The organism is Rhodovulum sp. YNF3179 (assembly GCF_050586465.1).
In the GTDB taxonomy this organism is placed as follows: domain Bacteria; phylum Pseudomonadota; class Alphaproteobacteria; order Rhodobacterales; family Rhodobacteraceae; genus CAJXYS01.
The window spans coordinates 68,161-80,020 of the sequence record NZ_JBOCEG010000008.1 but is presented as its reverse complement, the minus strand read 5'-3'; the positions used below and the strand labels follow the sequence as shown (position 1 = coordinate 80,020).

Annotated in this window: 13 protein-coding genes; 6 read left to right on the top strand and 7 right to left on the bottom strand. The window is 71.4% G+C overall.

Annotated features, from left to right (window positions below):
- The first annotated feature begins 53 nt into the window (after positions 1-53).
- Together ACQ5SP_RS14510 and ACQ5SP_RS14505 are read left to right on the top strand one after the other, a co-directional pair.
- A complete protein-coding gene (locus ACQ5SP_RS14510; protein ID WP_430939114.1) occupies positions 54-989 on the top strand; it encodes a methylenetetrahydrofolate reductase in 936 nt (311 codons plus the stop codon).
- Positions 990-1,030: 41 nt separating this feature from the next.
- The gene (locus ACQ5SP_RS14505) at positions 1,031-1,612 is read left to right on the top strand and encodes a thymidine kinase (protein ID WP_430939113.1); all 582 of its coding nucleotides are present in this window, start codon (positions 1,031-1,033) and stop codon (positions 1,610-1,612) included.
- 19 nt (positions 1,613-1,631) lie between these two features.
- Here ACQ5SP_RS14505 and ACQ5SP_RS14500 read toward each other — a convergent pair whose 3' ends face one another.
- From ACQ5SP_RS14500 to ACQ5SP_RS14480, 5 genes are all read right to left on the bottom strand, one after another.
- A complete protein-coding gene (locus tag ACQ5SP_RS14500; RefSeq protein WP_430939189.1) occupies positions 1,632-2,585 on the bottom strand; it encodes a 2-hydroxyacid dehydrogenase in 954 nt (317 codons plus the stop codon).
- Positions 2,586-2,587: 2 nt separating this feature from the next.
- Positions 2,588-2,929 (bottom strand): tRNA-binding protein, encoded by a 342-nt coding sequence (locus ACQ5SP_RS14495; protein WP_430939112.1) that lies wholly within the window; start codon positions 2,927-2,929, stop codon positions 2,588-2,590.
- Positions 2,930-2,931: 2 nt separating this feature from the next.
- On the bottom strand, positions 2,932-3,753 hold the full coding sequence (proC, locus tag ACQ5SP_RS14490) for a pyrroline-5-carboxylate reductase (protein ID WP_430939111.1): 822 nt from the start codon (positions 3,751-3,753) through the stop codon (positions 2,932-2,934).
- 45 nt (positions 3,754-3,798) lie between these two features.
- On the bottom strand, positions 3,799-4,302 hold the full coding sequence (locus ACQ5SP_RS14485; RefSeq protein ID WP_430939110.1) for a YbjN domain-containing protein: 504 nt from the start codon (positions 4,300-4,302) through the stop codon (positions 3,799-3,801).
- 231 nt (positions 4,303-4,533) lie between these two features.
- Entirely contained in the window at positions 4,534-4,824 is a 291-nt protein-coding gene (locus tag ACQ5SP_RS14480) for an accessory factor UbiK family protein (protein WP_430939109.1), read from the bottom strand.
- Positions 4,825-4,947: 123 nt separating this feature from the next.
- Here ACQ5SP_RS14480 and lgt point away from each other — a divergent pair, with 123 nt between their 5' ends.
- Genes lgt through ACQ5SP_RS14460 form a run of 4 tightly spaced genes read left to right on the top strand, consistent with a single transcriptional unit; the run spans position 4,948 to position 8,846 of the window.
- Complete coding sequence (lgt, locus tag ACQ5SP_RS14475; RefSeq protein WP_430939108.1) at positions 4,948-5,859, top strand: prolipoprotein diacylglyceryl transferase; 912 nt, start codon at positions 4,948-4,950, stop codon at positions 5,857-5,859.
- A 1-nt stretch (position 5,860) separates the two neighbouring features.
- On the top strand, positions 5,861-6,934 hold the full coding sequence (locus ACQ5SP_RS14470; RefSeq protein ID WP_430939107.1) for a class I SAM-dependent methyltransferase: 1,074 nt from the start codon (positions 5,861-5,863) through the stop codon (positions 6,932-6,934).
- Positions 6,931-7,689 (top strand): peptidoglycan editing factor PgeF, encoded by a 759-nt coding sequence (gene pgeF / locus ACQ5SP_RS14465; RefSeq protein WP_430939106.1) that lies wholly within the window; start codon positions 6,931-6,933, stop codon positions 7,687-7,689. Before ACQ5SP_RS14470 ends, pgeF begins: the two co-directional genes overlap by 4 nt.
- Before the next feature lie 11 nt (positions 7,690-7,700).
- Entirely contained in the window at positions 7,701-8,846 is a 1,146-nt protein-coding gene (locus ACQ5SP_RS14460; RefSeq protein ID WP_430939105.1) for a M24 family metallopeptidase, read from the top strand.
- A gap of 6 nt (positions 8,847-8,852) precedes the next feature.
- Here ACQ5SP_RS14460 and ACQ5SP_RS14455 read toward each other — a convergent pair whose 3' ends face one another.
- Positions 8,853-11,003 (bottom strand): sulfotransferase, encoded by a 2,151-nt coding sequence (locus tag ACQ5SP_RS14455; protein ID WP_430939104.1) that lies wholly within the window; start codon positions 11,001-11,003, stop codon positions 8,853-8,855.
- A 74-nt stretch (positions 11,004-11,077) separates the two neighbouring features.
- Positions 11,078-11,773 (bottom strand): sulfotransferase, encoded by a 696-nt coding sequence (locus ACQ5SP_RS14450; RefSeq protein ID WP_430939103.1) that lies wholly within the window; start codon positions 11,771-11,773, stop codon positions 11,078-11,080.
- Between the last annotated feature and the right edge of the window lie 87 nt (positions 11,774-11,860).

Below are 11,860 nucleotides of genomic sequence, written 5' to 3'. Positions count from 1 at the left end.
GACGGCCCCGGCCCCCGCGGGCCACCCCTGTCAGGGGAACCGCCGGAGGCCGCATGACCGACCAGCCGACACACGCGCTGCTGAAGGATCTGTTCGAGGACACGCCGAACCTGCCGCTCGGCTTCGAGATCTTCCCGCCGCGCACCCCCGCCGCGCGCGCGGCCCTGCGCGATACGGTGATGCATCTCGCGGCCGCGGCGCCGGATCATTTCTCGGTCACGATGGGCGCCGGCGGCACCATCCGCACCGGCACCCACGAGACGTCGGTGGAGGTGATGCGCGCGACCGGCACGCCGGTCATCGCGCATCTGACCGCCCTGGGGCTCAGCCGCGCGGAAATCGACGAGACGGCAGACGCCTTCTGGGCCGAGGGCATCCACGGCATCCTCGCCCTGCGGGGGGATGCCCCGCAGGATCCCGCCGCGGCCGCGCGGCCGGTCAGCTATCCCCATGCCACGGGGCTGGTGGCGGCGCTCCGCGCACGGCACGATTTCCACATCACCGTCGCCGCCTATCCCGAGAAACATCCCGAGGCCGGCACGCTCGAGGAAGACGTCGATCACCTGAAGGAAAAACTCGACGCCGGGGCCTCCGCGGCGATCTGCCAGTTCGTGCTGAATCCCGAAGTCTACGGACGGTTCCTGGATCTCTGTGCGGCGCGCGGCATCACCGCCCCGATCGTCCCCGGGGTCATGCCGCTCGACGACTGGTCGCGGGTACGGAAATTCGCGGTGCGCACCGGCGCAACGGTGCCGCCATGGCTGGACCGGTTCTTCGCGCATATGGACGCAGCACCCGAACTGGCGCCGCTGCTGGGCACCGCCGCGACGCTCGAACATCTCCGCAGGCTGGTCGCCTACGGCGCGCCCGCGCTGCATGTCTACACGCTCAATCGCTGGGCGGTACCGCTGGCGCTGGCCCGCGCGATCGGGCGGCCCTGCGACGGTCTGGCCGACCTGCCCCGCCCCGCGCCGCCGCAGGCGGGCTGAGCGCGCTTGCGAGGGGCGCGCGGGCGGGGTAGATCGCCCGCATGGCGAAGCTCTACTTCCACTACTCGACCATGAACGCGGGCAAGTCGACGGTCCTGCTGCAGGCCTCGCACAACTACCGAGAGCGGGGCATGGCGACCTACCTGCTGACCGCACGGCTCGACGACCGGGCCGGCACGGGGCGCATCGCCTCGCGGATCGGGATCGGCGCCGCGGCGGATACCTACGGGCCGGACGACGACCTGTTCGCCCGGGTCGAGGCGCGGCTCGCCCGGGGCGCCGTGGCCTGCATCTTCGTGGATGAGGCGCAGTTCCTGACCGAGCCCCAGGTCTGGCAGCTCGTGCGGGTGGTGGACGATCTCGGCGTCCCGGTGATGTGCTACGGGCTGCGCGTGGATTTCCGCGGCCGGCTTTTCCCCGGCTCCGCGGCGCTGCTGGCGCTGGCCGACGAGATGCGCGAGGTGCGCACCATCTGCCATTGCGGCAAGAAGGCCACGATGGTGGTGCGCATGGACGATGCCGGACGGGTGCTGACCGAGGGCGCGCAGGTGCAGATCGGCGGGAACGAGCGCTACGTCTCGCTCTGCCGGCGGCACTGGCGCGACGCCGTGGGCGACCGCTAGGCGGGCGCCGCGCGCCCCGTCAGACGGCGTTGGGCGGCTCCCGTTCCTCGGCGACCGCGACCAGGTTCTCGACCGCCATCAGCCCCATCGCCTCGCGCACCTCGAGCGCGGCGGTTCCCAGATGCGGCAGCAGCACCGCGTTCTCCAGCGCGCGGAGCCGTTCGGGCACCTGCGGCTCGAACTCGTAGACGTCGAGCCCGGCGCCGGCGATCCGGCCGGCCTCCAGCGCGTCGATCAGCGCCGCCTCGTCGATCACGTCGCCCCGGGCGATGTTCACGAGGATCGCGTCGGGGCGCATCGCCGCCAGTGTCGCGGGCCCGATCAGGTGGCGGGTTCCCGCCCCCCCGGGCACGGCCACCGCCACCACGTCGGCCGCGGCCATGACATCCGCGAGCGTGTCGAGCTGGCGCGCGGGCACGCCCGGATCGGCGACGCGCGAGCGGTTGTGAAACACCACCTCCATGCCGAAGCCGTGGTGGCAGCGCCGGGCGATCGCCTTGCCGATACGGCCCATGCCGACGACCCCCAGCGTCTTGCCGGTCACGTGCAATCCCAGCATCTGGGTCGGGTGCCAGCCGTCCCAGGCGCCGGCACGCACCATCCGCTCGCCCGCGCCGGCACGGCGCGCGGTCATCAATATCAGCGTCAGCGCGATGTCGGCCGTTGCGTCGGTCACCGCGCCGGGGGTGTTGGTCACGGTCACGCCGGCGGCGCGCGCGGCGTCCACGTCGATATGGTTGTAGCCGACCCCGAAATTGGCCAGCACCCGGCAGCGCGGCGCCCCCGCCGCGGCGAAGGCCCCGGCGGTGAAGGCATCGCCCAGCGTCGGCAGGATCGCGTCATGGGTGCCCAGCGCGGCCGCCGCCTCGGCCTCTGTCATCGGGCTCTGGTCGGCACGCAGGGTCACCTCGAAGCGGTCCCGGGCGGCTTTGAGCACGGCGTCGGGCAGGGTGCGCGTGATCAGCAGGGTCAGGGTCAATGCATCCGTCCCCCGTCGGGCACGTCCCGGTCGGGACCGATCAGCACGACCTCGCCCGCGGCGTCGGGCAGGCCGAGCACGAGAACCTCGGACATGAACTTGCCGATCTGGCGGGGCGGGAAATTGACCACCGCCAGCACCTGCCGCCCGACCAGCGTCTCGGGCGTGTAATGCGCCGTAATCTGGGCAGAGGTCTTCCGTTCACCGAGCCCGGCGCCGAAATCGACCCAGAGCTTGATCGCGGGCTTGCGCGCCTCTGGGAAGGGCTCGGCGCGGGTCACGGTGCCGACGCGGATATCGACCGCGCGGAAGTCGTCGAAGGAAATCTCGTCTGCCATGCCTAGCCCGCCAGTTCCCGGCCGCGGTCTGCCGCTGCCTTCACGGCGCGGCGCAGAAGCGGCGGGAACCCCGTATCCTCGTCCATGAGCACCGCGAGCGCGGCGGCGGTGGTGCCGCCCGGGCTGGTGACGTTCTCGCGCAGCTGGGCCGGGCCCTCGGCGGCGTTCTCCGCCAGATCGCCCGCCCCGGCGACCGTCGCGCGGGCAAGCTTCATCGCGAGATCCGGGGCCAGCCCCTGCGCCTCGCCCGCCGCGGCGAGCGTCTCGATCAGGTGGAAGACATAGGCCGGACCGGACCCGGAGACGCCGGTCACCGCGTCCATCTGGTCCTCGCTCTCGAGCCGCACGGTCTCGCCGACGGCCGACATCAGGGCCTCCGCCATCTCCAGCGCGCCCGCACCGGCCGGATCGTTGCCGACCAGCGCGGTGATGCCGTGCCCGACCGCGGCCGGCGTATTGGGCATGGCGCGCACGATCGGCGTTCCGGCCCCCAGCATGGCCTCGAAGGCGCGGATCGGCGTGCCTGCGGCGATGGACACGAAGACCGTGTCGCCGCCGCCCAGCGCCTGCACCTGCGGCACGGCATCGCCCATCATCTGCGGCTTGACCGCCAGCATGCAGACCGCGGGGGCCGCCGGCAGACCGGCGTTGAGCCGCAGCCCCTGCCGGGCCAGCTCCGCGAGTCGCGGGGACGGTTTGGGGTCCAGGACGGTGACCGCTTCGGCGGGAAGTCCACGGGCCAGCCAGCCTTCGAGCAGGGCCGATCCCATCTTGCCGCAGCCGAGGAGAACGATCCCCCGGCTGCCCAGTTCAGTCAAATCCATGCAGTCCTCTTGCGCGTGGGCGGGTGTGTCTACCTGCCCGCGAGCTTAGGCGCGGCCATAGGCCTCTGCAATCGCGACCTGCATCGCCTCCTCGGGCTTGCGGTCGGCCCAGCAGACCAGCTGGAAGGCCGGGTAGAAACGCTCGCAGTTGAGCACCGCCGTGGTCAGCATCCGGTCGATCTGTTCCGGTCCGGCGGCGGCGCCGCCCGACAGGACCAGACCGTAGCGGTAGACCATCATCCGCTGCTCGTACCAGTAGGTGAAGGCGCCGGCCCAGCACATGTCGTTGGTGCTGTTCAGCGTCTCGTAAAGCGCCGGAAGCGTGTCTTCGGGCGGCTCCATCTCGAAGGTGCAGATCAGCCGCAGGGTCTCGTCCACATGGGACCAGGCCAGGGTGACCGAATACGTGCGCCACGACCCTTCGACCGCCATGGCGATCTGGTCTTCGCCGACGCGGTCGAAGTCCCAGTCATTATGTTCGGCGAGCGTTTCGACGATGTCGATCGGGTGAAGATCTTCTGTTTGGAGATACTGCTCGAGGTTCGACATGGGCGGCCTCTATGCTATTGCCCCGCGCGGGTCGGAACCCACTAGAAGCTGGGTCATGGACTAAGGATCGGCGGTTCGGCGTCAATCCTTACAAGATATGGTGTGCCCATTTCCCGGGGCTGTAAAGAATAATTTTGGTGACAGCCCAGCAGGACCGGCGGCGCCACGCGGCCGGGGCGCCGGTAAAGATCCGAGAGTTCCGTGGGATAGGGGGCGAAAGCCGCTGTCGGCTCAGCCGCTCTTTTTGGCCGTGCCCCGCGTGGCGCTGCGCTTGGGCTTTGCCGCGGCGGCTTCGAGCGCCTCGATCCGCGCCTTCAGCGCCTCGTTTTCCTCGCGCGCCTTCTGGGCCATCGCGCGCACCGCGTCGAATTCGTCGCGGGTGACGAAATCGCGATCGGCCAGCCAGCGGTCGAGAATCGAGCGCATCGCCGTCTCGGCCTCCTGGCGGGCGCCCTGGGCCACGCCCATCGCGTTCGTCATGAGCTGCGAAAGATCGTCGAGCATCTTGTTGCGGGTCTGCATGGGGCCTCCGCCGATTGACATGGCCCTTATATGGCGCGTTGCCCCGGCGCGGACAAGGCCGCGGTTGACAGCGGCGGCGCGTCCGGGAAGGAACGGGACAGAGGCGCGCGACAGGGGCACGAGATGCAGGCGGCGATTCCCTTCCCGAATATCGGGCCGGAGATATTCTCGATCGACATCGGGCCTTTCGCCTTTGCCCTGCGCTGGTATGCGCTGGCCTATATCGTGGGGCTGCTGGCCGGATGGCGGATCATGGTGCGGCTCATGAAGCGCCCGGCGCTCTGGGGGACGCGGGGTGCGCCGATGCGCCCGACGCAGCCCGAGGAGCTGCTGACCTGGGTGATCCTCGGCGTGGTGCTGGGCGGCCGGCTCGGCTTCGTGGTCTTCTACCAGCCGGGCTATTACCTCGCGAACCCGCTCGAGATCCCGATGATCTGGCAGGGCGGCATGGCGTTCCACGGCGGCGCGCTCGGCGTGGTGCTGGCGGTGCTCGGCTATTGCTGGCGCAACGGCCTGCCCGCGATGCGCGTCGGCGACGCCATCGCCGTGGCGACACCGCCGGGGCTGCTTCTGGGCCGGTTGGCCAATTTCGTCAACGGCGAGCTGTGGGGCCGACCCACCGACATGCCCTGGGGCGTGATCTTTCCCGGCGAACGGGCACAGTTCTGCCCCGGATTCACCGCGCCCTGCGCGCGGCATCCCTCGCAACTCTACGAAGCCGGGCTCGAGGGGCTGGTGCTGGGGGCGGTGATGGTCTGGATGGTGTGGCGGCGCGGGGCGCTACGGGTGCCGGGCCAGATGATCGGGGTTTTCCTCGCCGGCTACGGCGCCGCGCGCACGTTCGTCGAAGGCTTCCGCCAGGCCGACGCGCAGTTCACCACGCCCGACAACCCCTGGGGCCACGTGATCCGTTTCGGTGCGGGGCCGGATGCCTGGGGGCTGACCATGGGCCAGGTCCTGTCGCTGCCGATGCTCGTGGCCGGCCTGGCGATCATCCTCGTGGCGCGCCGACGGCACGCGGCGGAGGATGGCTGAGATGACCCCGCTCGAGGAAACGCTCCGCCGCCAGATCGCGCAGACCGGGCCGGTCAGCGTCGCCGATTACATGGCGCTCTGCCTGCTGCACCCGCGGCACGGCTACTACATGCAGGCCGACCCGCTGGGCGCGCAGGGCGACTTCACCACCGCGCCGGAAATCAGCCAGATGTTCGGCGAGATGCTGGGGCTCTGCCTCGCGCAGGCCTGGCTGGACCAGGGCAGCCCGGCCCCCTTCACCCTGGCCGAGCTTGGCCCCGGACGGGGCACGCTGATGGCCGACGCGCTGCGCGCGACACGGCCGGTGCCCGGGTTCCACGCGGCGATGCGGCTCGCGCTGGTGGAGGCGAGCCCGGCGCTGCAGGCCCGCCAGGCCGAGGCGCTGGCGGGCTATGCCGTCACTTGGTGCGACGCGGCCGCCGATCTGCCCGAAGGGCCGCTCTTCGTGATCGCCAACGAGTTCTTCGACGCGCTGCCGGTGCGCCAGTTCATCCGCGACCCCGCGGGCTGGCGCGAGCGGCGGGTGGGCCTGCGCGACGCCGCGCTGGCCTTCGGCGCGGCGGATCCGCAGGACGTGCCGGAGCTGACCGCAAGGCGCGACGACACGCGCGACGGCGAACTGGTCGAGTTGCGTCCCGGCGCCGCCCCCGTCGTCACGGAGATCGCGGCGCGCATCGCCGGGGCCGGGGCCGGCGCGGCGCTGATCCTGGACTACGGCGACTGGGAAAGCCGCGGCGACACCCTGCAGGCGGTGCGCGGGCACCGCCCCGTCGATCCCCTGGACGGACCCGGCACCGCCGACCTGACGGCCCATGTCGACTTCGCCCCCCTGGCCCGGGCGGCAGAGGCCGCCGGCGCGGCGGTCACGCCCCTGACGCCCCAGGGCGTTCTGCTGGAACAGCTCGGCATCACCCCCCGCGCCCAGGCGCTGGCGCGCAACCTCTCCGGCGCGGCGCGCGAGTCGCATGTCGCCGCACATCGCCGGTTGACCCACCCCGAGGAAATGGGGAGCCTGTTCAAGGCGATTGGAATTTACCCCAATCAGGCGATGCCGCCTCCAGGATTTGACCCATGACGCTTGAGATACTGACATCGGACAGTCTCGCGCCCCTGCCCCACGGGTTCTTCACCCGCCGGGGCGGTGCGTCTTCGGGGATCTTCCACGGCCTGAACTGCGGGCCGGGATCCTCGGACCTAAACGAGGCGGTCACGCTCAACCGCAAGCGCGCGGCCGCGGCGCTCGACGTCATGCCGGAAGAGCTCGTCACCCTTCACCAGGTCCATTCGGCGGACGTGGTGGCGGTGGAGGCCGCCCTGCCCGTCCCGCGCCCGCAGGCCGACGCGCTGGTGACGGCGACCGAGGGCCTTGCGCTCGGTGTGCTGACGGCGGATTGCCAGCCGGTGCTTTTCGCGGACCGCTCGGCGGGCGTGATCGGCGCCGCCCATGCAGGCTGGCGCGGCGCGCTCGACGGGGTGCTGGAGGCCACGCTCGACGCGATGGAGGCGCTAGGTGCCGATCGCGCCGATACCGTCGCGGTGATCGGCCCCACGATCAGCCAGCGCGCCTACGAGGTGGGGCCGGAATTCCTCGAGGATTTCATGGCCGAGGATCCGGGCTATGCCCGCTTCTTCGCCCAGGGCGACGGCGACCGGCTGCTGTTCGACCTGCCCGGCTTCGGCCTGCACCGGCTGCGCGAAGCGGGGATCGGCGCGGCGGAATGGACCCGCCACTGCACCTACAGCGACCCGGCTCGCTTCTTTTCCTACCGCCGAAGCGTGCATGACGGCGCCGCGGATTACGGCCGGCTCCTCTCGGCGATCCGGCTCTGAGGGGACCCGACATGCTGCATTTCACGGACACGGAATTCGCCGGCCGTCTGGCCCGGACCGAGGCCGAGATGGAACGACGCGGGCTGGACGGGATGCTCGTCTTCGCGCCCGAGAGCCAGTACTGGCTGACCGGATACGACACTTTCGGCTACTGCTTCTTCCAATGCCTCGTGCTGGGCGGCGTGGAACCCGTCCTGTTGACGCGCTCGGCCGACCTGCGCCAGGCGCAGCTGACCTCGACGATCGGCGACGTGCGGATCTGGGTCGACCGCGACGGGGCAACCCCGGCCGACGACCTGCAGGCGCTGCTGGCCGATCTGGGGCTTGCCGGCAAGCGGCTCGGGATCGAGACCGATACCCACGGGCTGACCGCCGCCAACTACATGAAACTCGCCGCGGCGCTGGACGGCCGGGCCGAGCTGGTGGAGGCGAGCGACCTGATCTCCGAGCTGCGGCTGGTGAAATCGGAGGCCGAGATCATCTATGCCCGGCGCGCCGCCGAATTGTCCGACGACGCGCTGGACGCGGCGCTCGACAAGATCGGGCCCGGGGCCGACGAGGGCGAGATCCTGGCAGCGCTGCAGGGCGCGATCTTCGCCGGCGGCGGCGATTTTCCCGCCAACCCGGTCATTATCGGATCGGACCGGCACGCGCTGCTCTGCCGGTCGCATAGCGGGCGGCGGAAACTCTCGGGCCGCGACCAGATCACACTGGAATGGGCGGGCGCCTATCGCAACTACCACGCCCCCATGATGCGGACCGTCGTGGTGGGCGAGCCGCGCGACAGCCACCGCCGGATGAACGAGGCGGCGGTCGCCGCGCTGCAAGCCGCGGAAGCCTGCCTGAAGCCCGGCAACCCGATGGGCCTGGTCTATGACGCCTATGCCCGCACCATGGACGCCGCCGGCTTCGGCCATGCCCGGCTCAACGCCTGCGGCTACGCCGTCGGCGCCCGCTACGCCCCGAGCTGGATGGAACACCAGATGTTCTATCACGGCGCACCGACCGTGATCCGCCCCGGCATGACCTTCTTCCTGCACATGATCATGATGGACAGCCGGACCGGCACGGCCATGTGTCCGGGCCGCACGTCGCTGGTGACGGAGGCAGGCGCCGAGCCGCTGTCGCGACACGGGCTCGGGCTGCTCTGCCGCTGACACGCCTCAGAGGATCGGCGTGTCGTCCTCGAGCGCAGCGAAAAGCGGCGCGAGATCCCCGGCGTATTTTTCCCAGGCGCTGACGGAGCTGCGGTAGATCGGCTGGCGCACCTGTGCGCCGCTCAGCGTCTCTACCCGGCGCTTGCCCTCGTGGAAGTTGAGGCAGCCGTCTTCCCAGTCGAGCCCGCAATGGGCGATGAGGCGGCGCGCCTCGGGTTCGGGATCGGCCGTCAGCGCCTCGTAGGAAATCTCGAGAAACGCCTCGGGCCAGACGTCCCGCCAGAACCCGATCAGCGCCTCGTGCATCCGGTAATAGGTGCCCAGGTCGGCCAGGTCGTCGGCATAGCGGTGGGTGCCGCCCGGGAACATGTTCTTGTAGATCGACAGGCAGGTATCGCGCGGGTCGCGGCGGACCACGACGATCCGCGCCCCGGGCAGCGCCAGCTTGGCGAAACCCAGATAGGCATAGGTCGTGATCGACTTGTCCGTGACGATGTCGGCGCCGGGAAACCGCGCGGCCAGCCAGTCGCAGTAATCGCGCCCGATCGCGGCGAAATCCGGCGATGCGTCGGACGCCCCGGCATGGAGCGCCTCGACCGCGGCCGCGAGGCCCGGGGTCAGACGCGCCAGCTCGCCGCCGCCGGTGACACGGGAATGGCTGGCGATGATCTGCTCGACCAGCGTCGTGCCGGAGCGCGGCAGCCCGGTGACGAAGATGGGCTGGCAGCCGGTATGGCCCTGCCCCTCGCAGGCGGTGCGCAGCTCCGCGGTGAACGCTTCCGTGATCCGGCGCGCGGCGGCGATATCGGCCGCGATATCGTAGGGCCAGGCCTTGCGGGTCAGGGCGTTTGCGGCGTTCAGATAGGGAAAGACCCGGTCGTGCTGCCGGGCATCCTCGGCCGCTTTGGCCAGCGCGAAAGCCAGTTCCCGCCGCTCGGCGTCAGGCAGGTCGTCGCGGGCATAGGTCTCTTCCATCTGCGCCACGACCGGATCGTCGGCCGGCAGTTTCCGCCCGAAGGCGATCATGCGATAGAGCGCGCCGCCCAGCGGGTTGCGGGCTATGGCCGCCTGCAGATCGGTCTCGGCCGCCGCGAACTGGCCGGTCTGCTGGTAGAGATGCGCGCGCTCGGCCAGCCAGTCGACGCGGTCCGGATCCTCGGCGATCAGCCGGTCGAGCCGCGCCAGGGCCTCCGCCTCGCGCCCGGCGCGGCCGAGCGCGCGCACGAGATCGAGTTGCAGCGCGGGGGTGGCCAGCCCGGCCCCGACCGCCGCCTCGAGATCGTCGGCCGCCTCTATCGGGCGGCCGTCGCGCAGCCGCGCCTGCCCGCGATAGGCGCGCAGGCGCATGTCTTTCGGCGCCGCCTTGAGCGCGGCGTCCAGTTCCGCGAGCGCCGCGCGCTGATCCCCGAGCTCCGAGAGCGCCCTGCCCGAAAGCCCCCGCACGCGCGCCGGTCCGCCACCCTCGCGGGCCGCGGGGGCCAGGATCCGCTGTGCCTCGGCCGGTCGGCCCGCGCCGATCAGCATCTCGGCATAGGCGATGCGGGCCTCGACGAATTCCGGATCCTGGGCCAGCGCCGCGCGGAACGCCTTTTCCGCGGCATCGCGCTTGCCCTGCGCCGCCCGCGCGCTGCCCAGGATGTTGGTGACGGCGGCCACGCCCGGCTGGCGCCTCGCAAGCGCCGCCGCGCCGCGCTCGGCCTCGGCGAAGCGCCCGGCCGACATCAGCTGGACGAGGCGCTGTGCCTCTTTCCGCCCGGCGGTGTCGAGCGTGGCCGCGCGCGCACCGCTCCGCCCCCCGGTGCGCAGTCCCAGCGCCGCCAGCGGCTCGGCGGCAAGACCCGCCTTCTGCGCCCGGGCGGGCAGCGCCGCCGCATCCTCCGGCCGGCCGGCCTTGAGCAGCGTGTCGGCCAATGCCGACCAGATCGCCGGTTCTGCCGGTTTCGCAGCCAGCGCCTTCTCGAAGGCCGCGACGGCGGCGTCGGTGTCGCCCCGACCCGCCGCGATGCGGCCAACCTGGAAATGAGCCTCCGCCAGCTTCGGGTTCGCCGCCAGGATCGAGCGGTAGAGGCGCAGCGCCTCGTCCGCGCGCCCCGCCTGCTGCGCGGCGCGGGCCCGCTTGTAGAAGGCGGGGATCTGGCTGGGGTTGATCGGCAGCATCGGCGGCCTCGGCTCGGTGACGGACGCCGTTGGCCTAGCATGCGGCGCGCCACCGGGAAAGCCCGGCGCCGGGATCAGCCGGTGTCGATCAGGATCGTGGCGGCGCTGGATTTTTCCTTGCGCCAGGGCGCGTCGTCGGCGCCGCCCCCACGCCGGCCCGGCATCAGGCCGAGAAGGCGGCGCTTCGGCGGCTGGGCATCCGCGGTTCCTGCCCCGGCGTCCGATAGCGGGGCCAGGTCGTGGTCGAACTCGTGTTCGCGCAGGAAATGGTACAGCACGTCGAGCACCGTGACCGGGTCGGACAGAAAGCGTTCGTGCTCGATCACGAGAATCCGCTGGGCATGCGCCCCGGCCAGCGCCGCCTGCAGGTGGCGCAGCGGCGTATCGAGCCGCGCGCCCCGCGCGGTGCTTCCGCCCAGATCGGCCGGGTCGCGGACCATCACCACGAAGCGGGCCAGCGGAAAAAGGTTGCCCAGCGCATCGATATAACCGAGCCAGCCCGGCGCGTTGTCGAAGACGACCGCCCCCGCCTGGCGGTCGTGATGCACCGCGTCGAGCGTGGCGCGCAGAAGCGCCCGGCACTGCTGCTCGTCGAGGCGGGATTCGGGGCAGTCGTCATCCTGCATCCGCCGCATCGCGGCCCCGAACAGCGCGTCGGCGCCCGTGTCGGACCCGGTCACGAACCGGGGGTTCTGCGCCAGAAGCCGTGCGAGTTCTTCGGCACCCGAGTCCGGCAGGCCCGAAATGAAATGGTAGCGTGTCACCGCCATGGGCTGCGTGATCCCGTCCCGTGCGCCGCCGGGTCCCGGCGACGGCCGGCCCACGGCGCTGATGGACGAAGTCTGCCCCAAGGCCCC

Coding starts and splice junctions, on each gene's coding strand:
- ACQ5SP_RS14510 (WP_430939114.1), top strand. CDS start 54: ATGACCGACCAGCCGACACACGCGCTGCTGAAGGATCTGTTCGAGGAC.
- ACQ5SP_RS14505 (WP_430939113.1), top strand. CDS start 1,031: ATGGCGAAGCTCTACTTCCACTACTCGACCATGAACGCGGGCAAGTCG.
- ACQ5SP_RS14495 (WP_430939112.1), bottom strand. CDS start 2,929: ATGGCAGACGAGATTTCCTTCGACGACTTCCGCGCGGTCGATATCCGC.
- proC (WP_430939111.1), bottom strand. CDS start 3,753: ATGGATTTGACTGAACTGGGCAGCCGGGGGATCGTTCTCCTCGGCTGC.
- ACQ5SP_RS14485 (WP_430939110.1), bottom strand. CDS start 4,302: ATGTCGAACCTCGAGCAGTATCTCCAAACAGAAGATCTTCACCCGATC.
- ACQ5SP_RS14480 (WP_430939109.1), bottom strand. CDS start 4,824: ATGCAGACCCGCAACAAGATGCTCGACGATCTTTCGCAGCTCATGACG.
- lgt (WP_430939108.1), top strand. CDS start 4,948: ATGCAGGCGGCGATTCCCTTCCCGAATATCGGGCCGGAGATATTCTCG.
- ACQ5SP_RS14470 (WP_430939107.1), top strand. CDS start 5,861: ATGACCCCGCTCGAGGAAACGCTCCGCCGCCAGATCGCGCAGACCGGG.
- pgeF (WP_430939106.1), top strand. CDS start 6,931: ATGACGCTTGAGATACTGACATCGGACAGTCTCGCGCCCCTGCCCCAC.
- ACQ5SP_RS14460 (WP_430939105.1), top strand. CDS start 7,701: ATGCTGCATTTCACGGACACGGAATTCGCCGGCCGTCTGGCCCGGACC.
- ACQ5SP_RS14455 (WP_430939104.1), bottom strand. CDS start 11,003: ATGCTGCCGATCAACCCCAGCCAGATCCCCGCCTTCTACAAGCGGGCC.
- ACQ5SP_RS14450 (WP_430939103.1), bottom strand. CDS start 11,773: ATGGCGGTGACACGCTACCATTTCATTTCGGGCCTGCCGGACTCGGGT.